The sequence below is a fragment of the Arenimonas aestuarii genome, assembly GCF_054781715.1.
In genome coordinates this window covers 1,084,384-1,109,546 of record NZ_BAAGTW010000004.1, presented here as the reverse complement: position 1 = coordinate 1,109,546, position 25,163 = coordinate 1,084,384, and the positions used below count along the sequence as shown (strand labels likewise).

Annotated in this window: 23 protein-coding genes; 16 read left to right on the top strand and 7 right to left on the bottom strand. The window is 68.9% G+C overall.

Annotated elements, in window-relative coordinates; genetic code table 11:
• Positions 1-84: 84 nt before the first annotated feature.
• From ACYVJH_RS06230 to ACYVJH_RS06215, 4 genes are all read left to right on the top strand, one after another.
• Complete coding sequence (locus ACYVJH_RS06230) at positions 85-450, top strand: PadR family transcriptional regulator (RefSeq protein WP_460453750.1); 366 nt, start codon at positions 85-87, stop codon at positions 448-450.
• Positions 447-1,352: a sensor domain-containing protein gene (locus ACYVJH_RS06225; protein WP_460453749.1), complete on the top strand. Its 906-nt coding sequence runs from the start codon at positions 447-449 to the stop codon at positions 1,350-1,352. The genes ACYVJH_RS06230 and ACYVJH_RS06225 overlap by 4 nt, the downstream gene beginning before the upstream one ends.
• 89 nt (positions 1,353-1,441) lie before the next feature.
• Positions 1,442-2,749, top strand: coding sequence for an NADH:flavin oxidoreductase/NADH oxidase family protein (locus ACYVJH_RS06220; protein ID WP_460453748.1), 1,308 nt, complete (start codon positions 1,442-1,444; stop codon positions 2,747-2,749).
• A gap of 4 nt (positions 2,750-2,753) precedes the next feature.
• A complete protein-coding gene (locus ACYVJH_RS06215) occupies positions 2,754-3,326 on the top strand; it encodes a DUF1415 domain-containing protein (RefSeq protein ID WP_460453747.1) in 573 nt (190 codons plus the stop codon).
• Positions 3,327-3,330: 4 nt separating this feature from the next.
• Here ACYVJH_RS06215 and ACYVJH_RS06210 read toward each other — a convergent pair whose 3' ends face one another.
• From ACYVJH_RS06210 to ACYVJH_RS06200, 3 genes are all read right to left on the bottom strand, one after another.
• Positions 3,331-5,109 (bottom strand): acyl-CoA dehydrogenase C-terminal domain-containing protein, encoded by a 1,779-nt coding sequence (locus tag ACYVJH_RS06210; protein ID WP_460453746.1) that lies wholly within the window; start codon positions 5,107-5,109, stop codon positions 3,331-3,333.
• A 121-nt stretch (positions 5,110-5,230) separates the two neighbouring features.
• On the bottom strand, positions 5,231-7,315 hold the full coding sequence (locus ACYVJH_RS06205) for a VWA domain-containing protein (protein WP_460453745.1): 2,085 nt from the start codon (positions 7,313-7,315) through the stop codon (positions 5,231-5,233).
• A 64-nt stretch (positions 7,316-7,379) separates the two neighbouring features.
• A complete protein-coding gene (locus ACYVJH_RS06200) occupies positions 7,380-8,558 on the bottom strand; it encodes a BaiN/RdsA family NAD(P)/FAD-dependent oxidoreductase (RefSeq protein WP_460453744.1) in 1,179 nt (392 codons plus the stop codon).
• Between the two features lie 67 nt (positions 8,559-8,625).
• On the opposite strand from ACYVJH_RS06200, the gene ACYVJH_RS06195 reads away from it, so the two are divergent.
• Complete coding sequence (locus ACYVJH_RS06195) at positions 8,626-9,285, top strand: hypothetical protein (protein ID WP_460453743.1); 660 nt, start codon at positions 8,626-8,628, stop codon at positions 9,283-9,285.
• A gap of 6 nt (positions 9,286-9,291) precedes the next feature.
• On the opposite strand, the gene ACYVJH_RS06190 is transcribed toward ACYVJH_RS06195, so the two are convergent.
• On the bottom strand, positions 9,292-11,169 hold the full coding sequence (locus ACYVJH_RS06190; protein ID WP_460453742.1) for a DEAD/DEAH box helicase: 1,878 nt from the start codon (positions 11,167-11,169) through the stop codon (positions 9,292-9,294).
• Positions 11,170-11,338: 169 nt separating this feature from the next.
• Between ACYVJH_RS06190 and ACYVJH_RS06185 the strand changes: the two genes are divergently transcribed.
• Both ACYVJH_RS06185 and ACYVJH_RS06180 read left to right on the top strand, forming a co-directional pair.
• The gene (locus tag ACYVJH_RS06185) at positions 11,339-12,136 is read left to right on the top strand and encodes a M48 family metallopeptidase (RefSeq protein ID WP_460453741.1); all 798 of its coding nucleotides are present in this window, start codon (positions 11,339-11,341) and stop codon (positions 12,134-12,136) included.
• A 22-nt stretch (positions 12,137-12,158) separates the two neighbouring features.
• Positions 12,159-12,578, top strand: a complete 420-nt coding sequence (locus ACYVJH_RS06180; RefSeq protein ID WP_460453740.1) for a CopD family protein — start codon at positions 12,159-12,161, stop codon at positions 12,576-12,578.
• 407 nt (positions 12,579-12,985) lie between these two features.
• Here ACYVJH_RS06180 and ACYVJH_RS06175 read toward each other — a convergent pair whose 3' ends face one another.
• Positions 12,986-14,059 carry a calcium/sodium antiporter gene (locus ACYVJH_RS06175; RefSeq protein ID WP_460453739.1) on the bottom strand — a complete coding sequence of 358 codons (1,074 nt, stop codon included), beginning with the start codon at positions 14,057-14,059 and terminating at the stop codon, positions 12,986-12,988.
• A 123-nt stretch (positions 14,060-14,182) separates the two neighbouring features.
• On the opposite strand from ACYVJH_RS06175, the gene ACYVJH_RS06170 reads away from it, so the two are divergent.
• The 3 genes from ACYVJH_RS06170 to ACYVJH_RS06160 all read left to right on the top strand — a co-directional run bounded on the left by ACYVJH_RS06170 (position 14,183) and on the right by ACYVJH_RS06160 (position 18,338).
• Complete coding sequence (locus tag ACYVJH_RS06170; protein ID WP_460453738.1) at positions 14,183-15,457, top strand: dicarboxylate/amino acid:cation symporter; 1,275 nt, start codon at positions 14,183-14,185, stop codon at positions 15,455-15,457.
• A gap of 81 nt (positions 15,458-15,538) precedes the next feature.
• On the top strand, positions 15,539-16,921 hold the full coding sequence (locus tag ACYVJH_RS06165) for a M16 family metallopeptidase (RefSeq protein ID WP_460453737.1): 1,383 nt from the start codon (positions 15,539-15,541) through the stop codon (positions 16,919-16,921).
• A 4-nt stretch (positions 16,922-16,925) separates the two neighbouring features.
• The gene (locus ACYVJH_RS06160; protein ID WP_460453736.1) at positions 16,926-18,338 is read left to right on the top strand and encodes a M16 family metallopeptidase; all 1,413 of its coding nucleotides are present in this window, start codon (positions 16,926-16,928) and stop codon (positions 18,336-18,338) included.
• 91 nt (positions 18,339-18,429) lie between these two features.
• Here ACYVJH_RS06160 and ACYVJH_RS06155 read toward each other — a convergent pair whose 3' ends face one another.
• Positions 18,430-19,770 carry a DEAD/DEAH box helicase gene (locus tag ACYVJH_RS06155; protein ID WP_460453735.1) on the bottom strand — a complete coding sequence of 447 codons (1,341 nt, stop codon included), beginning with the start codon at positions 19,768-19,770 and terminating at the stop codon, positions 18,430-18,432.
• Between the two features lie 293 nt (positions 19,771-20,063).
• On the opposite strand from ACYVJH_RS06155, the gene ACYVJH_RS06150 reads away from it, so the two are divergent.
• The 3 genes from ACYVJH_RS06150 to ACYVJH_RS06140 are packed head-to-tail and all read left to right on the top strand — an operon-like array spanning position 20,064 to position 21,497.
• Positions 20,064-20,615 (top strand): YkvA family protein, encoded by a 552-nt coding sequence (locus ACYVJH_RS06150; RefSeq protein ID WP_460453734.1) that lies wholly within the window; start codon positions 20,064-20,066, stop codon positions 20,613-20,615.
• Between the two features lie 19 nt (positions 20,616-20,634).
• Complete coding sequence (locus ACYVJH_RS06145; protein ID WP_460453733.1) at positions 20,635-21,117, top strand: acyl-CoA thioesterase; 483 nt, start codon at positions 20,635-20,637, stop codon at positions 21,115-21,117.
• Positions 21,114-21,497, top strand: a complete 384-nt coding sequence (locus ACYVJH_RS06140; protein ID WP_460453732.1) for a YbaN family protein — start codon at positions 21,114-21,116, stop codon at positions 21,495-21,497. Before ACYVJH_RS06145 ends, ACYVJH_RS06140 begins: the two co-directional genes overlap by 4 nt.
• 10 nt (positions 21,498-21,507) lie before the next feature.
• Here the strand turns inward: ACYVJH_RS06140 and ACYVJH_RS06135 are convergent, their stop codons facing one another.
• Entirely contained in the window at positions 21,508-22,080 is a 573-nt protein-coding gene (locus ACYVJH_RS06135; RefSeq protein WP_460454275.1) for a C40 family peptidase, read from the bottom strand.
• 39 nt (positions 22,081-22,119) lie between these two features.
• On the opposite strand from ACYVJH_RS06135, the gene ACYVJH_RS06130 reads away from it, so the two are divergent.
• Genes ACYVJH_RS06130 through ACYVJH_RS06120 form a run of 3 tightly spaced genes read left to right on the top strand, consistent with a single transcriptional unit; the run spans position 22,120 to position 25,159 of the window.
• A complete protein-coding gene (locus ACYVJH_RS06130) occupies positions 22,120-22,599 on the top strand; it encodes an FKBP-type peptidyl-prolyl cis-trans isomerase (RefSeq protein WP_460453731.1) in 480 nt (159 codons plus the stop codon).
• Positions 22,600-22,641: 42 nt separating this feature from the next.
• Positions 22,642-23,895 carry a DUF418 domain-containing protein gene (locus ACYVJH_RS06125; protein WP_460453730.1) on the top strand — a complete coding sequence of 418 codons (1,254 nt, stop codon included), beginning with the start codon at positions 22,642-22,644 and terminating at the stop codon, positions 23,893-23,895.
• 10 nt (positions 23,896-23,905) lie between these two features.
• Positions 23,906-25,159: an FAD-dependent oxidoreductase gene (locus ACYVJH_RS06120; protein ID WP_460453729.1), complete on the top strand. Its 1,254-nt coding sequence runs from the start codon at positions 23,906-23,908 to the stop codon at positions 25,157-25,159.
• Positions 25,160-25,163 lie beyond the last annotated feature (4 nt).

The window sequence follows — 25,163 nt, the reverse complement described above, 5'->3', positions numbered from 1 at the left end:
GCACTGCCGCCGTTCCCGGCGCTGACTATTATTGACTCAACACTATCCACAAGACGCCTGTATCGCTCAGGCCGGGACAGGACCATGCAGGACACCGAGCCGCACCTGAAGAAGTTCCAGAAAGAGCTCAGCGCCGGGACCGTTTCCCTGGTCCTGCTGGCGGTCCTGGCCCGTTCGGACGAACCGCTTTACGGCTACCAGATCGCCAAGCGGCTCGAACAAACCGGCGACCCGCTGCTGGGCGGCAAACAAAGCGCCCTGTACCCGGTGCTGCGCAACCTCAGCGCCGCCGGGCTGGCCGAGAGCCACGTCGTGCCCTCGGTCAGCGGCCCGCCCCGGCGCTACTACCGCATCACCACGCTGGGCCGCCAGGCGCTGTCGGAATGGACCGGCAGCTGGCGAACCACCCGCGACTCCGTTGATTCCGTGCTGGAAGGAAACCTGCGATGACCGCCGTCACCCCGAAGACCATCCCCGAGTACCTCGACCAGCTGCGCACGGCCCTGCGCGGCGCCGACCCGGCCCTGGTGCAGGACGCCCTTTACGACGCGGAGGAGTACCTGCGCTCGGAGATGGCCGCCAACCCCGGCATGGCCGAGGCCGACCTGATCGCCAGCGTCGCCACGAGCTACGGCGCACCCGAGGAAGTAGCCGACATCTACCGCGACACCGAAGTGCAGGTGACCCGGGCACTGCGCACGCCGCCGGCACCTCCGCGCGAAAGCGCGGCGGGTCGGTTCTTCGGCGTGGCCACCGACGCGCGGGCCTGGTCATCGCTGATCTACATGCTGCTTTCGCTGGCCACCGGCATCATCTACTTCACCGTCGTGGTGACCGGATTCAGCGTGTCCGCCAGCCTGGCGCTGATGATCATCGGCGTGCCGGTGGTGATCCTGTTCATCGGCCTGGTGCGCGTGCTGTCCCTGGTCGAAGGCCGCATCGTCGAAGTGCTGCTGGGCGAACGCATGCCGCGCCGGCCGCTCTACCAGGGCCGTGGCCAGCCCTGGCTTGAGCGCATTGGCGCCATGTTCACCGACCCGCGCACCTGGAGCACGATGCTCTACCAGCTGCTGATGCTGCCGCTTGGCGTCATCTACTCCGTCGTCACCATCACCGGCATGGCGCTGTCGGTGGGCCTGGTGGGGGGTGGCGCCGCGGCGCTGCTCGGCAGCCTCGGCCTGCCGGTCGGCGCCGACTGGGATGGCATGTCCTTCGGCGCACCCTGGCAGGCGGGGCTGGTGATGATGCTTGGCACCGTGCTGTTCTTCGCCATGCTGCACCTGGCCCGGGTGGTCGGCCGCGGCCACGCCGCGCTTGCCAAGAACCTGCTGGTGAAAACCGCCCAGCACTGAGCCCCCGACCGCGCCGGGCCGTGTCGTCACGGTCCGGCGCCAGGCCATTGCAGTATGGTGGGCGACCGGATCCACCGCTGGAGTCGCCGATGTCCGATCCCCTGGCCCAGCCGCTGCGCCTGCCCTGCGGCACGACGCTCGGCAATCGCCTCTGCAAGGCGGCGATGACCGAAGGCCTGGGCGATTCCCGCCTGCGCGCGACCTCCCGCCTCGACCAGCTCTACGGCACCTGGAGCGACGGCGGCGCCGGGCTGCTGATCACCGGCAACGTGATGATCGACCACCGGGTGCTTGAGCGCCCCGGCAACGTCGCCATTGATCCCGGCTTCGCGCCCAGCGTCGACGACACCGCCCGTGAACGCCTTCGCAGCTGGGCCAGGGCCGGCACGCGGGCGGGCAACGCGCTCTGGATGCAGATTTCGCACGCCGGCAGGCAGTCGCCTCGTTATGTGACCCGCGAACCGGTGGGCCCCTCGGACGTGCAGCTGGACCTGCTGGGCAACTACGCCCGGCCCCGGGCGCTACGCGAGGACGAAATCCTGGCCCTGGTGCAACGTTTTGCCGATGTCGCGGTCATTGCGCGAGAGTGCGGCTTCACCGGCTTGCAGGTGCATGGCGCGCATGGCTACCTGCTGAGCAGCTTCCTGTCGCCGGTCACCAACCGCCGCAACGACGCCTGGGGAGGGTCGCTGCCCAACCGCGCCCGCTTCCTGGTCGAAGCCGTGCGCGCGGTGCGCAGGGCGGTCGGGGCGGATTTCCCGGTGTCGGTGAAGCTCAACTCCGACGATTTCCGCAAGGGCGGTTTCAGCCACGCCGACTGCCTGGGCGTGGTGGAACTGCTCAACGGCGAATCCGTGGACCTGCTGGAGATCTCCGGCGGCAACTACGAACAGCCGCGCCTGCTCGGGGTCGCCGGCCGGGACGACGACGCCGTGCAGGTTCGCCCCAGCACCCGCGTGCGCGAGGCGTATTTCCTCGACTACGCCACCGCCATCCGACGGGTGGCGCGCATGCCGCTGATGGTGACGGGCGGCTTCCGCAGCCGCGGCGGCATGGAGTCGGCGCTGGCCAGCGGCGATACCGACCTGATCGGCATCGCCCGACCGTTCTGCACGCATCCGGACGTGGCCCGCCGCTTGTTGGCAGGCGAAATAGACACCCTGCCGGCGTTCGAACACCGCCTGCACCTGCGCGCGCGCGGCCGCCTGTCGCCGGCCAGCCCCTGGCTGCTGGCGAAGATGGTCAATGTGCTCGGGGCCCAGGGCTGGTATTACCAGCAGATGGAGCGCTTGGCCGACGGCCGGCGGATAGACCCGCGCCGCGGCATGCTGCGCTCCTTCATGCGTTACTGGTGGAATGACCTGAGCAAGGCCGCCGCGCTGCGGCGCCGGGAGTAACAAGATGAGCCACGATCCCATGCACGGCGACGAGCCGCTGACCGACGAGGCCGTGGTCGCGGCCACCCAGGACTGGCTGGAAAAGGCCGTGATCGGCCTCAACTTGTGCCCGTTCGCCAAGGCCGTGCACGTCAAGCGGCAGATCCGCTACGTGGTCAGCCAGGCCGCCGACGAAGAGGGACTGCTGCAGGACCTGCTGCACGAGCTGCAGTTGCTGGCCTCGGCCGACCCGGGTGACATCGAGACCACGCTGCTGGTGCACCCGTTCGTGCTGCGTGATTTCCTCGACTACAACGATTTCCTGGACATCGCCGACGCGGCGGTGGAGGAACTCGGACTCGAAGGAGTGCTGCAGGTGGCGAGTTTCCATCCGCAGTACCAGTTCGCCGACAGCGCGCCCGAGGACATGGCCAACTTCAGCAACCGCGCCCCGTTCCCCACCCTGCACCTGCTGCGCGAGGACAGCGTGGACAAGGCCGTGGCGGCCTTCCCCGACGCCGACCGCATCTACGAGAACAACATCGCGATCCTGCGCAGGCTCGGCCCGGAAGGCTGGAAGGCGCTCTGGCGCAAGTAACCGGTCAGAAGGCGTCGGCGGGCATCGCCATCAGGCTGGGCGCGCCGGCACGGGCCTCGCGGAAACGTTGTTCGACCTCCGGCAGCAGCCAGGCGAAATAAAAGCGCGCCGTGGCGATCTTCGCCGCGTGGAAATCATCGTCCTTGCCGATGGCCAGCGCTGCCATGCGCGCCCACAGCCAGGCGAAGCTCAGGTGACCGACGATGCGCAGGTAGGGCACGGCCGCGGCGCCGACCTCATTCGGATCTGCTTTTGCCCTGGCGCCGATGTCCCGGGTCAGGTCCGCGGTATCGGCCAGCAGCTTCGCCAGCGGCGCGGTGAATTCGGCCAGTTCCGGGCGTCCGGCATTTTCCTTCAGGAAAGCTTGCACCAGGGCGGCGAAACGACCGAACTTGGCGCCGCCGTCCATCAGCACCTTCCGGCCCAGCAGGTCCAGCGCCTGGATGCCGTTGGTGCCTTCGTAGATCATGTTGATGCGGGCGTCGCGCACGAACTGGTCCATGCCCCATTCGCTGATGTAGCCGTGGCCGCCCAGCACCTGCTGGCACAAGGTGGCGGTTTCCCAGCCGTTGTCGGTCAGGAAGGCCTTCACCACGGGCGTCAGCAGCGCCATCAGCTCGCTGGCTTCTTCGCGCACGGCCGGATCGGGGTGGTCGTGTTCCCGGTCGAGCAGCAGCGCGGTCCACGTCGCCAGCGCGCGCCCGCCTTCGTTGCAGGCGCGCGCGGTGAGCAGCATGCGGCGCACGTCCGGGTGCACCAGGATCGAATCGGCGGCTTTGTCCGGCGATGCCGGGCCCGCGGCCGCGCGGCCCTGCAGGCGGTCCTTCGCGTAGGCGGCGGCGTTCTGGTAGGCGACCTCGGCCTGGCCCAGCGACTGCATGCCCACGCCGAGGCGCGCGGAATTCATCATCACGAACATCGCCGCCAGGCCCTTGTTGGCGTCGCCGATCAGCCAGCCGGTGGCGCCGTCGAGGTTCATCACGCAGGTGGCATTGCCGTGGATGCCCATCTTGTGTTCGATCGAGCCGGCCTTGATGCCGTTGCGCTCGCCGGGCTTGCCGTCGGCATCGGGCAGGAACTTGGGCACCAGGAACAAGGAGATGCCCTTGGTGCCGGCCGGTGCGCCGGGCAGGCGGGCCAGCACCAGGTGCAGGATGTTTTCCGCCAGGTCGTGTTCGCCGGCGCTGATGAAAATCTTGGTGCCGGTGAGGGCGAAGCTGCCGTCGTCCCTGGGCTCGGCCTTGGTCTTGAGCAGGCCCAGGTCGGTGCCGCAGTGCGGTTCGGTCAGGCACATGGTGCCGGTCCAGTCACCGGACACAATCCTGGTCAGGTACACCTGCTTCTGCTGCTCGGTGCCGAAGGCCATCAGGCATTCGTAGGCACTGTGGGAAAGGCCCGCGTACATCAGCCAGGCCTGGTTGGCCGAGTTCCACATTTCGTAAAGGCGGTTGTTCACCAGCGTCGGCAGGCCCTGGCCACCCCAGTCCGGATCGCAGGACACGGACGGCCAGCCGTTTTCGACGAACTGCCGGTAGGCGTCCTTGAATCCCGGGGGCGAGGTGACCACGCCGTCGCCGTGGAAGCTGCAGCCCTCGCGGTCGCCAACCTGGTTGAGCGGCTGGATGACCTGGCTGGCGAACTTCGCGCCTTCCTCCAGCACCGCCTCGATGGTTTCGCGGTCCAGGCCGGCGTGGCGGGGCAGGGCGGCGAGTTCGGCTTCGGCCTGCAGGAGGTCGAACAGCACGAACTGCATGTCGCGCAGCGGGGCAGTGTAGTGGGGCATGGCGGGGTCTCGGGTCGGGCTTCAGGCGCACCATACCGGTGCGTATGTGATGCCGGAGTATGCCCGAGGCCGGGCCATGGCAGCCAGTCCCGCCCTGGGGCGGGACTGGCGCGGGTCGGTCTCAGTCGACCTTGAACGGCTGGCTGTGCAGGACGGCGGTGTTGTCGCCGTTGTAATAGCGCAGCTGGTAGCTGCCCGGCGCTTCGGGCAGCTTGATCGTCACCTGGCGCTGGTCGTAGCCCTTGTCGGACTGCACCCGCCGGTTGAACAGCAGCTTGCCGCGACCGGCATTGGCGGCCGGGTCGAAGACCTGCACTTCGTCGTAGCGGGCGCCGGGGCCGACCCAGCCGATGGTGATCGTCTGGCCGGCCGGTCCGCTGGCCGGGGCGTCGAACGAGACGTCGGTGGCCGTGATCTCGATCGGCTGCACGTGCAGCACGGCCGTGTTGTCGCCGTTGTAGTAGCGGAGCTGGTAGCCGCCGGGCCGCGCCGGCGCCGTCATGGTGACCTGGCGCTGGTCGTAGCCCCGGTCGGACTGCACGCGCTGGTTGTCGACCACCTTGCCGCGACCCGCGTTGCCGGCTGGGTCGAATACCTGCACTTCGTCGTAGCGGGCGCCGGGGCCGGTCCAGGTGACGGTGAAATAGGTCGCCATCGGCACCGAGCCCGGCGCGTCGAGCCCGACTTCCGCCGCCACCACCCGCAGTGGCTGGGTGGACAGGACCGTGCTGTTGTCGCCGTTCCAGTAGCGAAGCGTGTAGTCACCGGGTTTGGCGGGTGCGGTCAGGCGCACTTCGCGCTGGTCGAAGGTCTTGGCCGAGCGCACGCGCTGGTTGTCCACCACCTTGCCGCGGCCGGCGTTGCCGGCCGGGTCGAACACCTGCACTTCGTCGTACTGCGCGCCGGGCCCGATCCAGCCGACAACGAAACTCGAGGCCATGGCCACTTCCTCCGGTGCCGACAGCCCGACATCGGCCTCGACCACGCGAAGCGGAACACTGGTGAGCGCGATGCTGTTGTCGCCGTTCCAGTACCGAAGCGTGTAGTTGCCTGGCTTCGCCGGCGCGACCAGGGTGACCTGGCGCCGGTCGGCGCCGGGCGCGTCGAGCACCCGCTTGTTGTCCACCACCTTGCCGCGGCCGGCGTTGCCGGCGGGATCGAAGACCTGCACCTCGTCGTAGCGTTCGCCCGGGCCGGTCCAGGTGACCAGGATGTCCGACGCGATCGCGACTTCCGCGGGTGCATCCAGCGCCACTTCGGCTTCCACGACGTCAATGCCACGGGTGGCGATGACCTTGCTCATGGCGCCGTGGTAATAGCGCAGCACGTAGCGGCCCGGTTTGGCCGGGGCCACCAGTTCGACCTGCTTTTCGTCGGCACCGGGTGCGTTGAGCACGCGCTGGTTGTCGATGACCTTGCCGCGACCGGCATTGCCGGCGGGGTCGAAGACCTGCACTTCGTCGTACTGGTGGGCCGGGCCGGTCCAGCGGATGGTGAAGCGCGACGACATCGGCACTTGTTCGGCCGCTTCGAGCGTAGCTTCGGGAGCCGGCGGCTCGGGAGGCGCGGCGACCACCGTTTGTGTGAGGGCCGCCGCCAGGCCATCGGCGTCGTTGGCGGCGAGGTAACGACCACCGGTGTTTTCGGCCAGACAGGCTACCTGCTTGCCTTCCTCGGCGCTGAGCCCGAAGCCGACCACGTGGGCGGTGAAGTCCACGCCGGCTTCCTCGAGTTCATTGCCCAGGGCGCAGGGGTCGGCCTTGCAGGTTTCCAGGCCGTCGGTGATGAGGATGACCGTGGCCTTCTGTTCGGTGAAGCGCAGCTCGTTCGCAGCGCGGGCCACGGACTCGGACAGCGGGGTCATGCCAAGAAACTTCATCTTCGCCGCAGCGGCGGCGATGTCGCCGGCGCTCCCGGTGCGCACGGGCACCACCAGTTCGATGTCGTCGCAGTTGCCCTTCTCGCGATGGCCGTAGGCGATCAGGCCCAGCGCCATGGTGTCGGGCGTGTCCTTGAGCACGGTGGCCAGGGTTTCGCGGGCGATCTCGAGCTTGGGTTTGCCGTTGATCTGGCCCCACATCGAACCCGATGCGTCGAGAACGATGATGGCCTGTTCCTGGGCGGGTGCCTGGGCCTGCGCCAGGCCGGAAGCCAGGCAAAACATGGCGAGCGCGGGAATCGTAGTGCGGCGCGTGGTCCGTGGCATGGACAAACTCCTGTTTTCCGGGGGTATTTGCAACTTAACGCGAAACGACGGCGGATCGCGCCACTCAAGCGACGCTGCCGGCGGCGTGGCCGCTGGCCCAGGCCCACTGGAAGTTGTAGCCGCCCAGCCAGCCGGTGACGTCGAGCACTTCACCGATGAAGAACAGGCCGGGCACGGTGTTCGATTCCATGCGGCTCGAAGACACGCCATCGGTGTCAACGCCGCCCAGGGTGACCTCCGCGGTGCGATATCCCTCGGTGCCGCTGGCGATGATCGGCCAGTGCGCCAGCTGGCGGGCGATTGCCGGCAGTTCGCCGTGGCTGTACTGCCGCATGGGCTTGCTGGTGAACCAGGTTTCGCACAGGCGCTGCGCAAAACGCTTCGGGAAGACATCGGCGAGCACGGTGCGCAGCTCCGCGGCCGGCTGCTCGCGCTGGCGTTCTAGCAGCCAGGCTTCGATATCGTGTTCGGGCAAGAGGTCGAGCAGCAGCTCGCGGCCGGGCTCCCAGTACGAGGACACCTGCAGGATGGCCGGGCCGCTCAGCCCGCGGTGGGTGACCAGCATGGCATTGTCGAAACGCGCCTTCCCGCAGCGCGCCGAAACGTGCACCGATACGCCGGCGAGGTCGGCGTAGTGCTCCAGGTGCTTGCCGCTGAGTGTCAGCGGCACCAGCCCGGCGCGTGTAGGCAGCACGGCGTGGCCGAACTGGCGCGCGATGTCGTAGCCAAACCCGGTGGCGCCCATCTTCGGTATGGAAAGTCCGCCGGTGGCGACCACCAGGGACTCCGCCTTCAGCGCGCCCAGGGAGCTGCGCAGCGCGAAGCCGCCACCGGGCGCCGCGCCTATCGTCTCGACGCTGCAGGAGGTGTCGATGAGCACGCCGGCGTCGGCGCATTCGGCCAGCAGCATGGCGACGATCTGCTTGGACGAGTCGTCGCAGAACAGCTGGCCCAGCTCCTTCTCGTGCCAGGCGATGCCGTGGGCATCCACCATGGCGATGAAGTGCTCGGGCCGGTAACGCGCCAGCGCCGACTTGCAGAAGTGCGGGTTGGCCGACAGGAAGTTCGCGGGCGTGGTGCCGGTGTTGGTGAAATTGCAGCGTCCACCCCCCGACATCAGGATCTTCTTGCCGCATCGGTTGGCGTGTTCGAGCACGCGCACGCGGCGCCCGCGCCGCCCGGCGGTGAGCGCGCACATCAGGCCCGCGGCGCCCCCGCCGATGATGACCACGTCGTGTTCCATGGCGCGGACTCTAGCCGTTGAGGTGCACCCGCGACTATCCTCGGATGCAGGCTGGAAGGAGTCGGGCATGGCGGCGAAGAAGGTCCTGGTGGGGTGCCTGGTGGTATTGCTGCTGTTCGCGCTGGGCGCCGTGGCGGCCTGGTGGTTCGTGCTGCGGCCGATGTGGAGCGCGGGCGTCGAGGGCGCGAAGACCTGGATCAGCGCCGTCGACCTGGGCGACGACATCCGCAACCAGGCTCCCTATTCGCCGCCCGCGGACGGCCGCATGACGCCGGCCCAGGTCGAAACCTTCGTACAGGTGCAAAAGGTGGTGGCGTCCGAGATGGGGCCCGACCTGGCGCGACTGGCCAACCAGGCCCAGGCCGCCGCCGGCGAACGCGCGAGCGGTGCCCGCGAGTCGTCGCTGCAGGACCTGGGCACGGTGTTCGGGGAGACCTCGGCGCTGCTTACCCGCCTGCGTGCGGCGCAGGCCAAGGGTGTGAACCAGGCGGGCATGTCGCGGCAGGAATACGCCTGGGTGCGCCGGCAGTCGGTCGCGGCCATGTCCGAACTGGTGCCGGTGCCCGACGTGGCCGGCATGGCCGGGCTGCCGGGCCTGCCGTCCTTCGGCGGGCCCGACCCCGACGACGAAGTCGCCCTGGCCGCGGCGCGACACAACGCGGCGCTGCTGCGCCCGCACCTTCCCCTGCTGGAAAAGACGCTGGGCGCGATGCCGTCCTTGCCCTGACCGGGTTCAGTCCTGGGCCGGACCCTTGCGGTGCGGCTTCTTCGGGCCGAACGACTTCTTCGGGCCGAACGACTTGCGTTCGCCGAAGTCCTTCTTCGGGCCGCCGAACGGCTTCTTGCCGAAGGGCTTCTTGCCCGGCACCTTGCCAGCGGTGTCCGGCGGCTCGCCGTCGCGGGTGATGCGCAGCTGCTGGCCGGCGCACCAGACGGTCTTGAGGTGGGTCATCACGTCCACCGGCATGCCGTCGGGCAGGTCGAGCAGGGTGTGGTCCTCGAAGATCTCGATGCGGCCGATGTGCTTGGCGTCCAGGCCGGCTTCGTTGGCGATGGCGCCGACGATGTTGCCCGGCTTTACGCCATGGTCGTAGCCCACCTCGATGCGGAAGGTCGCCTTGCCCTCGTCGGGCGTGCGCGGCTCGCGCACCTTCTTCGCGAAGGCCGGGCGCTCCGGGCGGTCGCCGCGTTCGAAGCGGGCCGGCTTGGCGTAGCGGTCGGTGGCGTCCTGCACGTCGCGGTCGAAGGCGCGCTTCTTGGCTTCGAACTTGGGGGGCTGCATCAGCAGCGGCACGTCGCCGCGGGCCATCTTGGCCAGCGCGGTGGCGATCTCGATCGCAGGCACGTTCATCTCGCGCTCGTAGTCTTCGATCAGCTTGCGGAACTCGGCAAGTTCGCCGGCGGCCAGCGTATCGGTGATCTGCTGCTTGAACTTGGCGATGCGCACGTCGTTGACGGCGGCCACGGTCGGCAGCTCCATCGGCGTGATCGGCTGGCGGGTCGCGCGTTCGATGGCCCGCAGCATGCTGCGCTCGCGCGGGGCGATGAACAGGATCGCCTCGCCGCTGCGACCAGCGCGGCCGGTACGGCCGATGCGGTGCACGTAACTCTCGGTGTCGTAGGGAACGTCGTAGTTCACCACGTGGCTGATCCGGTCGACGTCCAGGCCGCGGGCGGCCACGTCGGTGGCGACCAGGATGTCGATCTTGCCGTCCTTGAGCTGCGCGATGGTGCGCTCGCGCTGCGCCTGGACCACGTCACCGTTGATCGCGGCGGCGGAGAAACCGCGGGCCTGCAGCTTTTCGGCCAGTTCGTCGGTGGCCTGCTTGGTGCGGGCGAAGACGATCATGGCGTCGAAGGGTTCGGCTTCGAGGATGCGGGTGAGCGCGTCGAGCTTGTGCATGCCGCTGACTTCCCAGCTGCGCTGGCGGATGTTGTCGGCGGTGCGGGTCTTGGCTTCGATCGTGACTTCGACCGGTTCCTTGAGGTAGGTCTGGGCGATGCGGCGGATCGCATGCGGCATCGTCGCGGAGAAGAGCGCGGTCTGGCGCACCGCCGGCATCTTCTTGAGGATCGCCTCGACGTCGTCGATGAAGCCCATGCGCAGCATTTCGTCGGCCTCGTCCAGCACCAGGGTGCGCAGGTGCGACAGGTCGAGCGAGCCCTTGTCCAGGTGGTCGATGATGCGGCCGGGGGTGCCGACCACGACGTGCACGCCGCGGCGCAGGGCCTGCAGCTGCGGGCCATAACCCTGGCCACCGTAGATCGGCAGCACCCGGAAGCCGGGCAGGTGGGCGGCGTACTTCTGGAAGGCCTCGGCGACCTGGATGCCCAGCTCGCGGGTGGGGCACAGCACCAGGGCCTGGGGCGAATTCACCGCCGGATCCAACCTTGCCAGCAGGGGCAGGGCGAAGGCGGCGGTCTTGCCGGTGCCGGTCTGGGCCTGGCCCAGCACGTCCTTGCCGGCCAGCAGGTGCGGGATCGTCGCGGCCTGGATGGGCGAGGGCGACTCGTAGCCGACGTCGGTCAGGGCCTTGAGCAGGGGCTCGCCGAGGTCGAGGTCGCGGAAGAGCAGGGGCGCGTTCGGCGCCACGATCGTGGGGTCGGTCATGGGAAGTCCGTTGGAATTCGGGGTGCTTCGCATTCCGGCACACCACGGACACGAAGAAGGCGCGCAGATTATAGCCTAGAAAGCACGCAAACGCCTGAACCGCTTCGGTATTGCGGCCAGGGACCGATACCTGAATCATGGGCCTCCCGTACCCCCCCGGAGAATGACGATGCGCACCCTCCGCTCGAGCCTCCCGATTGCCCTGGCCTTCGTGGCCCTGGCCACCGCCTGCACCACCACTCCCACCGGCCGAAGCCAGCTGATGCTTGTCGACGAGGCCGCCATGGACCGCATGGGCGCCAGCGCGTTTGACCAGATCAAGTCCAGCGGCCGCCTGGCCAACGACCCGGCGGCGAATCGTTATGTGCGCTGCGTGGCCGACGCCCTGGTGCAGGTGCTCCCCGCACGCGAGCGACAGCAGCGCTGGGAAATCGTGGTGATCCAGGACGACAGCCCCAACGCCTTCGCCCTGCCCGGCGGCAAGGTGGGCGTGCATACCGGCCTGTTCAAGGTGGCGACCACCCAGGACCAGCTGGCGGCGGTGATCGGCCACGAAATGGGCCACATGGTGTCGCGCCACGCGGCCGAGCGGGTATCTCAGCGATTCGCCGCCGACGCGGCGATGCAGGCCTTGAACTCGGCGACCGGCGGCGAGCGCCAGCAGCTGCTTGGCCTGCTGGGCGTGGGGGCGCAGGCCGGCGTGTTGCTGCCGTTCTCGCGCCAGCATGAAGTGGAGGCGGACGTCCTGGGCCAGCGCTACATGGCCCAGGCCGGCTTCAACCCCCAGGGTGCGCCGGCGGTCTGGGAGAACATGATTCGTGCGACCAGCGGCAACCGGCCGCCGGCGTGGCTGTCGACCCACCCGGATCCGGCGTCGCGGGTGCAGTCCCTGCGCGCCTCCGCGCCCGGCCTGATGGCGACCTACCAGCAGGCCCGCGCGGCGGGCCGCGCCCCCAACTGCCGCTGACCCGGCGAGGAACCGAACCAAGATGGCCTACCTCTGGACCAAGCTCTTCCACGTGCTGTTCGTGATCGCCTGGATGGCGACGGTGTTCTATCTGCCGCGTTTCCTGGTGAACCTGGCCGAGGTGGGTGACCAGCCGGCCGTGCGCGACCGGCTGGCGCTGATGGGCAAGCGGCTCTACCGATTCGGGCACGTGATGTTCGGCATCGCCTTCGTGCTGGGGCTGACGCTGTGGTTCCACTTCGACCGGTCTGGCCCCTGGCTGCACGCGAAGCTGACGGTGGTGCTGCTGGTGCTGGCGCACTTCATCATCACCGGCCGCTGGCTCAAGCGGGCGGCCGCCGGCGGCAAGCTGCCGTCGCCGACGACCCTGCGCTGGTTCAACGAAATCCCGCTGCTGCTGGCCATCGGCATCCTCTGGCTCGTCTACTTCAAACCCTTCTGATCCCAGCTGGCTTTGTGGGAAGGCCTTTGCTCCCGATGCCCTTGGCCTTCGGCCAAGCAGAGCGTCGCCACTGAGCGTGCCGCGGGTGGAGGCGCCGCGCCTTCGCCCCGGCCGACACGCCGCGAGTACGTCCATGTAGGCTCCTCGTCGACATCCATGTCTCCGAGGGTCGGCCGGGGCGAAGACGCGACACCTCCTCGACGCAATGTCGAGGCCGATGGGAAAGCAGTCTCTCGGCAAACCGAAGCCTCAGCGCGCTCGTTGCATACAAGCGAGTGCGCATCCCGCAATTGATTTCCTGGCGGCCCCGACGTTCATTCCAGGAGGTAGCGTGCCTCTGCTTGGCCGAAGGCCAAGGGCGTCGGGACTGAAGCCCCTCCCACAAGAGCAGGGGAGGAAGGGCGGGGTCAGGCGCGGGGGCGCTGGCGCAGTTCGCGCCAGGCGACGACGCCCAGGGTTATCGCGGTGAGCGGGATGACCACGGTGCGCATCACCCAGGTGTATTCGTCCAGGCTGCTGTGGTCCTGGGTCCAGAGCACCAGGTAGGTCGTGTAGAAGACGTAGTAGGCCAGGAACAGCCCGCCTTCCCAGCGCGCGATCAGGTGCCCCGTGAACAGCACCGGCAGGCAGGCCAGCGACACCGCGAACATCACCGGCAGGTCGAAGGCCAGCAGCGCCGTCGGCACCCCCAGGCCGTCGCGCGCCACCAGTGCGCTGATGCCCAGCACGCAGACCAGGTTGAAGATGCAGCTGCCCATCACGTTGCCCACTGCGATCTCGCGTTCGCCGCGCGCCGCCGCGATTACCGATGTCGCCACCTCGGGCAGCGACGTGCCCGCCGATACGATGGTCAGGCCGATCACCAGCGGGCTCACGCCCAGCATCGTCGCGAACACCGTCGCCGACTGCACCAGCCAGCGCGAGCCGAACACCAGCATCGCAAGGCCCACCACCATCAGCAGCAGCTGGACCCAGAGCTTCGACAGCCAGGGCGAGTCGGCGCCCGTCACCAGCGCATCGTCCATTTCCGACGGCGGCGAAGACCGGCCAACGTGGTAGAGCAGCCCGATATAGGCCAGCAGCACGGCCACCAGCACCAGGCCGTCGCCGAAGGAAATCTCCCGGTCCAGCGCCATCCAGCCCACCAGCAGGCACAGGCCGACCAGGATCGGCACCTCCTGGCGCACCAGCTGCCGGTCCACCACCAGCGGCGCGACCAGGGCCGACAGGCCCAGGATGAAGAGGATGTTGAAGATGTTGCTGCCGACCACGTTGCCCAGGGCCAGGTCGGTATGGCCGTCCAGGGCCGCCTTGATCGAAATCGCCAGCTCCGGCGCGCTGGTGCCGAAGGACACCACCGTCAGGCCCACCACCAGCGGCGCGATGCCCAGGGACAGCGACAGGCGCGAGGCGCCGCGCACCAGCAGTTCGGCGCCCAGGATCAGCAGGGCCAGGCCGACGAGGAAGAGCAGGATGGTCATGGGTTCTCCGGGATCAGGCGGCCATTATCGCGCAACGATGTGTTGCCGTCGGTGAGGAAGTGGGTGACCGCGGGGCGGGTCGCGGCTATCGTCGGTTCTTCCCGTTCCTACCCGGTCGCCCGCATGGCCCTGGTTACCCGCTGGTTCCGCATCCCCTTCTGGCAGCGCGTGCTTGCCGGCTTCATCCTTGGCGCCCTGGCCGGCTGGCTCATGGGCGAGGCGGCGGGCGTCTGGCTGCAGCCGCTGGGTACGCTCTACGTCACCCTGATCAAGATGATCGCCACGCCGCTGGTGTTCTTCGCGGTCATCAACGCCGTGTCCAGCCTGGCCGGACAGGAATCGATCGCGGCCCTGGGCACGCGCACCTTCCTGTGGTTTGCCGCCACGGCCGCGCTGGCGGTGCTGGTGGGCCTGGGCACGGGGTGGCTGCTCAAACCCGGCCTGGGCCTGGGCGAACTGGCGATGGCGCCGGACTACCAGGTCCGCGAGGTGCCGGGCCCGGTGCAGGTCCTGCTGGACGTGGTGCCGGCCAATCCGTTCCGGGCGCTGGCCGATGGCAGGATCCTGCAGGTCATCTTTTTCGCCGGCCTGCTTGGATTTGCGCTGGTGAAGCTGGGCGAGAAGACGGCGCGGCTGCGCGCCCTGGCCGGCGAGGCCAGCGAGACGATGATCCAGGTGACGCGCTTCGTCCTCGAAGTCACCCCGATCGGCACCTTCGGGCTCATCGGTGCCCTGGTCGGCACCTACGGTTTCGAGCGGCTGCTGCCCCTGGGTGGCTTCGTGGTCGCGCTGTACCTGGCCTGCGCGGTGCACATCGTGGTGGTCTACGGGGGCCTGCTGGCGGCGCACGGCCTCAGCCCGGTCAAGTTCTTCCGCGGTGCAGCGCCGGCGATGCAGGTGGCCTTCGCGACGTCCTCGAGCTTCGCGGCGCTGCCGGCTTCGCTGCGCTCGGCGGTGCACAACCTGGGCGTGAAGCAGGAATACGCGGCGTTCGCGGTGCCCCTGGGCGCCAGCATCAAGATGGATGGCTGCGGCGCGATCTTCCCTGCGCTCACGTCGGTGTTCATCGCCCAGTACTTCGGCATCGAACTCAGCGCCACCCAGTACTTCATCATCCTGCTGGCGTCCGTGCTGGGCAGCTTCGGCACCGCGGGCGTGCCGGGCACCGCGATCGTGATGGCCACGGTCGTGCTCAGCTCGGCCGGGCTGCCGCTGGAGGGCCTGGGTTACCTGATCGCCATCGACCGCGTGCTGGACATGATGCGCACGATGACCAACGTCACCGGCCAGGTGCTGGTGCCGGTGCTGGTGGCGCGCGAGCGCGGGCTGCTGGACCTGGACGCCTACCGCAACGCCGGCAGCAACGTCGGCATCCAGGCAGGTGAAACCGGCCGCTGAGGCGGCCATGACCTTCGTCACGGTGCGCGGGGGCATCGGGGGCAGGTAGGCTCGGGACTTTCCGACCTCGAGTGCCCCCCGATGAAACCGCAACCGCGATGCCTGCTGACGCTCGGCCTGCTGTTGGCGCTGCCCGCCTTCGCCCAGGCCTCGGACCGCTGGGAAATCCCGGTCCAGACCCGCACCCTCGACAACGGCCTGACCGTCGTCGTTTCGTCCGATGACAGCGCGCCGGTCGTTGGCGTGAGCGTGGTCTACAAGGTCGGCATGCGCCAGGAACCGCGCAACCGCACCGGCTTCGCGCACCTGTTCGAACACCTGATGTTCGAAGGCACGCCCAATGCGGGCGAGGGCGTGTTCGACAAGGTCATCACCTCGGGCGGTGGCCGCAACAACGGCTCCACCCGTCCGGACTTCACCAACTACATCGAGGTCGCGCCGGCTTCCGCGCTCGAGCCCATCCTGTGGCTTGAGGCCGACCGCATGACCACGCTCGACTTCAACGAGCGCACGCTGAAGAACCAGCAGGACGTGGTGAAGGAAGAGATCCGCGTCAACGTGAAGAACCAGCCCTACGGCGGCTTCATGTGGCTGGACATCAACCAGCAGGCGTTCCAGAAGTGGGAAAACAACCACGACGGCTACGGAAGCTTCCAGGACCTCGAGGGCGCCACGGTCGAAGACGTCGCGGCTTTCCACCGTGACTACTATGGCCCGAACAACGCCGTGCTGTCGATCGCCGGCGACGTGACCGCGGAAGAGGGCTTCGCGCTCGCCGAAAAGTATTTCGGCGACATCGCGTCGCGGCCGACGCCGGCGCGTCCGGACGTCTCCGAGCCCATCAACACCGGCGAAAAGCGCCTCACCCAGCCCGACGCGCTGGCCCAGGTGCCGGCGCTGGCCGTGGGCTGGAAGATCGCCGAACGCGGCAGCGACGACCACGCGCCCACCGCGGTGCTGGCCGAAGTGCTGGCCGGCGGCGACGCCTCGCGCATGTACCAGGGCCTGGTGAAGGGGCGGGAAATGGCCATCAACGGCCAGTACTTGTTCGGCCTGACCAGCCCCTGGGAGTTTGATGGCCCGACCCTGCTGACGCTGTTCGCGCTGTACAAGCCGCAGTTCACCGCCGACCAGCTGCTGGCGGCGCTGGACGAGGAAATCGCCCGCATCGCCGAAGATGGCGTGGGCGACGAGGAACTGGCCCGCGTGAAGACGCGCATGCTGGCCGACTGGAACAACGGCATGGAGAGTTACCTGGGCCGCGCCGATACCCTGGCGCGCCTGCAGGCCATCTGGGGTGATGCCGCGGTGGCCAACCAGATCCCCGGCTGGATCCAGGCCGTGGATTCTGAAGACCTCCAGCGCGTGGCCAGCACCTACCTCACCGCCGAAAACCGCACCGTGATCGACCGCAAGCCGGTCGCGATGCTGGATGCGGCCGCCAACAACGCCGGCCAGGAGTAAGACCATGAGCCTTCGCAAAACCTTGACCGCCCTGCTGGTGTCCGCCGTGCTCGCCCCGGTCGCCCTGGCTTCCGATATCGCCGCGATGCCGGCCGGCCTGCCGGACTTCGCCCCCGACAAACCCCTGCCCGTGCCCGAAGTCGCGCGGCGCACGCTCGACAACGGGCTGCAGGTCTGGGTGATTCCGCGTGACGGCGTGCCGCGCGTGGACTACGTGCTGGCCTTCCGCGACGCCGGCCTGGCGGCCGATTCCGCGGACACGCCGGCCTTCGCGTCCATGCTGGCCGGGCTGATGGCCGAGGGCACCGCGAAGCGTGATTCGCGCCAGATCGCCGAGGCCGCGCAGGGCATGGGCGGCGGCGTCGGCGCGTATGCCAGCAACGATGGCCTGGTCGTGAACGCCAACGCGCTGCCGTCCAAGGCCGCCGACATGGCGGCGCTGCTGGCCGAGGTCACCCGCACGCCCAGCTTCCCCGAAGACGAGATCCGGCTGGCCAAGGCCAATGCCCTGCAGGGCCTGAAGGCCGCCGAGGCGCAGCCGGGTTTCAGGGCAGAACGGGCCATGCTGACGGCGCTGTACGGCGACCACCCCTACGCGCGCACCCAGGCCACGGAAGCAGGCATCGAGGCCGTGGATCGTGCGCAGCTGGTCGCCGAACACGCGCGCCGGCTGCGTCCCGACAACGCACTGCTGGTGATTGCCGGCCGCATCGGCGAAGACGAGGCGATCGCCCTGGCCGAACGCCACTTCGGTGACTGGCAGGCCCGGGGCGAAGCCCCCATCGCCACGCCGGCCGCACGCACCGGCGCCATGCCGACGCGTGTCCTGCTCGATCGCGAGGGCAGCGTGCAGTCGACCGTGCGCATCGGTCGCCCTGCGATCCGTGCCACGCATGCGGACCAGATCCCGCTGCAGCTGGCCAGCACGGTGCTGGGCGGCAGCTTCAGCAGCCGGCTGATGCAGAACCTTCGCGAAGACAAGGGTTACACCTATGGCGCCCGCCTCGGCCAGCGCAGCCAGGCCGCCGGTGGTGCGCTGGTGTCGAGCGCCGACGTTCGCAACGAAGTGACCGGGGCCGCGGTCGGCGAGTTCTTCGCCGAGTTCAGCCGCCTGGCCAACGAACCCGTGCCGGAGCGCGAGTTGGAGATGAACAAGCGTTACGTCGCCGGCAGCTACCTGATTTCCAACCAGCTGCAGCGTTCGGTCGCCGGCATGCTGGCTTCGAACTGGCTGGTCGGCCTGCCCCCGGAATACATCGGCGAGTTCGTGCCGCGCATCCGCGAGGTCACCGCCGGGCAGGTGCAGGCGATGGGCCGCAAGTACTTCCAGCCGGCGCAGCAGTCGATCGTGGTGGTCGGAGACAAGGCGGTGCTGGAGCAGTTGGCCCAGTACGGCGAGTTCACGGTCGCCGACTAGGATCTGGCCGCGAACGAAAAAGGGCCGCCCATCGGGCGGCCCTTTTTTCTTGGGGGCGGGGCCAACGGCACCCGCCCCGATCCGATGGCGATCAGCGTGCGCTGTCGGTGGTGCCCTGGCGACGATCACCGCCGCCGCGCGGGCCGTGGCCCTTGGGTCCGGCGTGGGCGTGGCGTTCACCGCCACCGCCGGCATGCGGACGGCGACCGCGCGGGGCGGCACCTTCGCGGCGCGCCGGCGGGCGGTTGCCTGCCGGGCGGCCACGCGCCGGGCTGTCGTTGCCCATGCGCAGCGTCTTGGTCGGCGTGTAGCCTTCGACTTCCACGACGGTGATGTCGGCCTTGAGCACGCGCTGGATGGCGCGCAGCAGGCCACTTTCGTCCTGGGCGACCAGCGAGATCGCTTCGCCGCTGGCACCGGCGCGACCGGTGCGGCCGATGCGGTGCACGTAGTCTTCGGCAACCATCGGCAGGTCGAAGTTGATCACCAGCGGCAGCAGCGGAATGTCCAGGCCGCGGGCGGCCACGTCGGTGGCGACCATCACGCGGGCCTGGCCCGACTTGAAGTCGCGCAGGGCCTTCAGGCGCTGGCCCTGGCTCTTGTTGCCGTGGATGGCGACGGCGCTGATGCCCGACTTCTCGAGCTGTTCGGCAAGGCGGTTGCAGCCGTGCTTGGTGCGGCCGAAGACCAGGATCTGGTCCTGGTGGCGCTTGCTGAGGATCTCGATCAGCAGCTCGCGCTTGCGCGAGGTGTCCACCGGATGCACGACGTGGCTGACGCTGGCCGCCGTGGCGTTCTGCGGCGCCACCTGCACCTGCTGCGGGTTGCTAAGGAAATCGAGCGCGAGCTTCTTGATCGATTCTTCGAAGGTGGCCGAGAAAAGCATGGTCTGGCGCTTGCGCGGCAGCGCCGAAAGCACGCGCTTGATCGCCGGCAGGAAGCCCATGTCGAGCATGCGGTCGGCTTCGTCGAGCACCAGGATCTCGACCTGGGACAGGTCGACGGTGCGCTGCTGCAGGTGGTCGAGCAGGCGGCCCGGGCAGGCGACCAGTACGTCGACGCCGCGGCGCAGCGCCTCGATCTGCGGCTGCATGCCGGCGCCGCCATAAACGGTGGCGGTGTTCATGCGCAGGTGCTTGCCGTAGGTGCGCAGGCTGTCGTTGACCTGCACCGCCAGCTCACGGGTGGGGGTGAGCACCAGCGCGCGCGGCTTGCGCGGGCCACGCTGGGGGCCGGCTTCGGCCAGGCGATGCAGCAGCGGCAGCGCGAACGCGGCCGTCTTGCCGGTGCCGGTCTGGGCGCCGCCCATCAGGTCGTGGCCAGCCAGGGCCAGCGGGATCGCCTGGGCCTGGATCGGGGTGGGGGTGGTGTAGCCGACGTCCGACAGCGCGCGGACGAGCTCGGGCGCGAGCCCAAGGGACTGGAAATTCATTCGGTAGTGCTCCGTGGTGTAACCCGGAGCGTTCCCTGAAACCGCGCTGCGAGTCTTGCTTCTGATTTTTCGCAAGGCCAGGGCGGCCGGGCGTGTTTGCGCAACGAAAGGCGTGCGGAGTGGGGCCTGGCGCAGGTCCAAGCGAGCTTGGGACCTGGCGGCGGGGCATACCGGGGGAAAACGGTCAGCCGGTGCAGCAAACGGGGCGAACTCTACGCTATGCGCGGCTCGCGGGCCATCCCCCGGCCTTCTGGCAGGTGAACGCCGCGTTCAGGCTGGCGTAGGATGTGTGCATGAAAATCAGCTTCGAACTCGAACCTGGGGACATCGAGCGTTTCCACGAGGCCCTTGAGCGCGCCGAGCGGCGCGTGGCCTGCGCCGAGGAGTGCGACATCGTCGCGGCTGCCCGGCACAGCCTGCAGACCCTGCCGATCGAATGTGCCCCCGGTTACATCCGCCAGCGGCTGCTGCAGGTGGTGGAGCTGGTGGAAATGCTCGAGGACGAGGCCTGGGCGCTGCCCCAACTCGAACGCCGTGAGGTGCTCAAGCTGCTGGCCTACTTCAGCGACCCCGAGGACCTGATTCCCGACGACGTCGCCGTGATCGGCCTGCTCGACGACGCCATCATGCTCGAACTCCTGCTGCGCGAGATCCGCCACGTGGTGGCGGCCTATGATGATTTCCGGCGGGCCAGGGAAGACCTGGGCGAGGCCGTCGACGAAGCCGGCCGGATCAGCCGCGCCCGCGACCTGGCGCGCCGCCGCGACCAGTTGCAGGCGCGCATGCGTCGTCGACGCGTACGCGACGAAGTCGCCCGCGCCGGCAGCGCCGGCGTCGACGCCTGACCCCCGAGGAGCAGCACAGATGAGCGGTGAACAGCGCGAACTGACCTTCCGTTTCCTGGCCGAGCCCACTGATGTCAATTATGGCGGCAAGGTGCACGGCGGCGTCGTGATGAAGTGGATCGACCAGGTCGGCTATGCCGCGGCGGTGGGCTGGGCCGGCCGCTACAGCGTCACCGTGGCGGTGGGCGGCATCCGCTTCGTGGCGCCCATCCGCACCTCGGACATGGTCACCGTCAGCGCCAAGCTCGTGTACACGGGCACCAGCAGCATGCATTTCTACGTGGACGTGTTCGCGCGCGACCCGATGACCGACGACGACGGCCGCCTGTGCACGCACTGCATGATCGTCTTCGTCGCGCTCGACGGCCCCGAGGGCAAACCCGTGCCGGTGCCGGCCTGGTCGCCGTCGGACGAGTCCGACCAGCACCTGGCCGACTACGCGCTCAACGTGATGTCGCTGAGCAAGGACATCGAACAGGCCGTCGCCCAGCTCAACGGATGAGCCCGATCCACCATGCCCGGCGCTGGCTGTGGCTGCTGCTGGCCTATGCCGCGCTGGGACTGGGCATCCTCGGCGTCTTCCTGCCCGGCCTGCCGACCACGCCTTTCGTGCTGCTGGCGGCGTTTGCCGCGGCGCGTGGCTCCAAGCGCCTGCATGCCCGGCTGCTGGCGCACCGCACCTTCGGTCCGATGATCCGCGAATGGCAGGCCAGCGGCGCGGTCAACCGGCGTGCCAAATACTGGGCGATCGGCATGATGGCGGCGAGCAGCGTGATCATGTTCGCCACCGCACCCAAGGCATGGATGGCCGCGACCGGCACCGCGATCATGGCGGTGGTGGGCCTGTGGCTTTGGCTGCGGCCGGAGCCACCCGCGGGCTGAGGCCGCGGTTTCAGTCCAGGATGCGGCGCGCGCCGGTGTAGTGCCGGCCCCAGTAGGGTCCGTCCAGGCGGTCGAGCCGCACGGTGCCGCCGGTGCTGGGCGCGTGCACGAAGCGGCCGTCGCCGACGTAGATGCCGACGTGGAAGATCGCCCCCTTGTCGCCGAACAGCACCAGGTCGCCGGGTGCCAGCCGGTCGCGCGGGGGCTTGCTGGCGTCGAAGCGGGCAATGTCGCGGGTGGTGCGCGGCAGGTAGATGCGCGCCGCGTCCAGATAGACGTAGCCGACCAGGCCGCTGCAGTCGAAGCCACCGTCGGGCGTATTGCCGCCCCAGCGGTAGGGCGTGCCGACCAGGCCGAGGGCGCGCATCAGCACTTCGTTGGCGAGCAGGGGGTCGGCCGGCGCCACGTCCACGACCTTCAGGGTCGGGGCGGCCGGTGCCTGGGCGCGGCGCGGCGTCGAGCCGCAGGCGGCCAGCAGGGCCGACAGCAGCAGCACGAGCCACGTCGCCATGCGGGGAACTGGCGCCGGGCAGGCGGGGCCGGGATAATGCGCGCTCGCTTTCACGGGTGCAGTTTGCCCCATCCCCGCCGGTCGCGTCACCGGCCCTTTCCCAGGTTTCCCATGAAGATCGAGAAGAACCGCGTCGTCCGTTTCCATTACACCGTCTCCGAGCCGGGCCAGGCTCCCGTCGAGACCTCGCGTGACCGCGATCCGATGGCCATCCTGGTGGGCCACGGCAACATCATCCCGGGCCTGGAGTCCGCGATGATGGACAAGGCCGAGGGCGACTCCTTCGAGGTCACCGTCGGCCCGGAAGAAGCCTACGGCGAACGCCGCGAGGACTTCGTCCAGCGCGTGCCCAAGAAGCACCTTCGTAATGCCCGCGTCCGCGCCGGCGACCAGATCGTGCTGGAAACCTCGATGGGCCCGCGCGCGGTCACCGTCATCAAGGTCGGCGGTACCGTGGTCGACGTCGACCTCAACCACCCGATGGCGGGCAAGACCCTGCAGTTCCAGGTCGAGATCGTCGGCGTGCGTGAAGCCGAAGCGGTCGAGGTCGAACACGGCCACGTGCACGGTGACGGCGGCGTTCAGCACTGAATCTGGTTTAAAGTGGCCATGGGGCGGGGAGGCCCCATGACCATGACCGACACGACCCCCTTGGCGCCCATCACCAGCGCCGACCGTATCCAGGCCCTTGACGCCATCCGCGGTTTTGCCCTGCTGGGCATCCTGCTGATGAACATCGAGGGCATGGTCGGCCCGCTGATGGCTTCGATGAGCGGCGTCGATCCGGCACTTGCCGGCGCCGACCGCTGGGTCGATACGGCCATCTACCTGCTGGTCCAGGGCAAGTTCTTCCCGCTGTTCTCGATGCTGTTCGGCATGGGCTTCGCCATCATGCTGATGCGTGCGCAGGCCGCCGGCAGGCCTTTCTTCGCCGTTTACCTTCGGCGCGTGCTGGCCCTGCTGGTGTTCGGCCTGCTGCACGCCATGCTGGTCTGGCCGGGTGACATCCTCGTTATCTATTCGCTGATGGGGCTGCTGCTGTTGCTGTTTTTCCGCGGTACGCCGCAGTCGCGCCTGCCCAAGTGGGGCATCGCCCTGATGCTGGTGCCCGCCCTGTTCACCCTTGGCCTGGGCCTGCTGGGGACTGCGGTCCAGTCCATGCCGGGCGAGGCCAGCGTCGGCTTCGCGCAAGCCCTGGCCGAGCAGTCCGCTGAAATGGCCTCGGTCATCCAGGCCGAACGCGTGGCCTACGGAAGCGGCAGTTTCGGCGAGGCAACGGCCCAGCGGGTGGACGACTTCCTGGGCATGATCGGCTTCATCGTCATCTACGGCGCCTTCATCCTGGGCCTTTTCCTGGTGGGCGCCTGGTTCACGCGCAGCGGCGCCATGGCCCGCCCGCAGGACCACGCGCGACTGTTCGCAGGCCTTCGCATGGTCGCGCTGCCGGTGGGGCTGGCGATGGTGCTGCTGTCGTACTGGCTGGAGCCGACGATGGACTTCGGCCGCCTCGACATCCGCGCTTCCACGGCACAGGTGCTGCAGATGCTCGGTGGCGCCGTCATGGCCCTGTCCTACCTCGCATGGGTGGTGCACGCGCTGCACGCACCGGCAACCGCGCGCCTGTTCGGCCTGCTTGGCCCGGCCGGGCGCATGGCCCTGACCAACTACCTGCTGCAGTCGATCGTCGCCACCTGGATCTTCTACGGTTATGGCCTGGGTTATTTCGAACAGCTTTCGCGCGCCTGGCAGCCTGTCTACGTGGTCACTTTCTTCATCCTGCAGGTGGCCCTGAGCCATTGGTGGATGGCCCGTTTCCGCTTCGGCCCGGCCGAGTGGGCCTGGCGCGCCGCCACGTACCTGAACCTGCCGGCGATGCGCCGCGGGTAAACTGCACGGCATGAGCCACGATGCCGATGTACTGGTGCTGGGCGCGGGCGTGGTTGGCCTGGCCTGCGCGCATTACCTGCTGTCCGAAGGCCGTTCGGTGCGCGTGCTCGACGCCGGCAAGGTCGGTGCCGCCACCTCCTGGGGCAACTGCGGAACGCTCACGCCCAGCCACGCGGCGCCGCTGGCGGCGCCCGGCATGGTCGGCCAGGCCCTGCGCTGGATGCTGCGGCCCGATGCCCCGCTGTACATCCGCCCGCGCTGGGACCCGGCGCTGGCGCGCTGGCTGGGCAAGGTGGCTGGACGCTGCAACCGCCGCGACTGGCAGCAGTCCGGGCTGGCCAAGGGCAGGTTGCTGAAATACTCGCGTGCGCTGGTCGAAGACCTCGTCTACGGCCAGGACCTGGACTGCGGTTTCGAAGCCGGCGGCCTGCACTACGTCTTCCGCAGCGCGCGGGCGCTCGCCCGCACCCAGCGCGACCTGCCGCTGCTGGCCGAGCTGGGCATCAGCGCCCGGGTGCTCGATGGTGCCGAGCTGGCCGCCGATGAACCCGCGCTCAAGCCCGGCCTGGCCGGCGCCATTCACTTCCCGGGCGATGCCCACCTGCGCCCCGACCGTTTCACCGCCGAACTGGCGCGCATCGTGCGCGCGGCCGGCGGCGTCATCGAAGAAGGCGTGCGGGTCAGCGGCTTCGAGCGCGGCCGCAATGGCATCGAAGGCGTGCAGACCAGCGAGGGCCGGCGCAGCGGTGGCCGCGTGCTGCTGGCGATGGGGGCCTGGTCGGCGGGTTTTGCCGCCAATCTGGGCCTGCCGATACCGATACAGCCGGGCAAGGGGTATTCGATCACCTACGACCGCCCGGCGCTGGCGCCGCGCCGGCCGCTGGTGCTCAAGGAGCGCAGCGTTTGCGTCACCACCTGGGACGACGGCTACCGGCTGGGCAGCACGATGGAGTTCAGCGGCTTCGACGATGGCGCAAACCCGCGTCGCCTGGCCGCGCTGGAGCGTGGCGCCGCCCAATACCTGGTCGAACCCACCGGGCCGGCGCGGCGCGAAGAGTGGCATGGCTGGCGGCCAATGACCTGGGACGACCTGCCGATCCTGGGCCGGGCACCGGGCCACAACAACCTTTTCCTGGCCACGGGCCACGGCATGATGGGCATGGGCATGAGCGCCGGCACGGGGCGCCTGCTGGCCGACCTGATGACCGGCCGCGCACCGGCCATCGATCCCGCGCCTTACGCTCCTTCGCGTTTCGCCGGCTAGACTG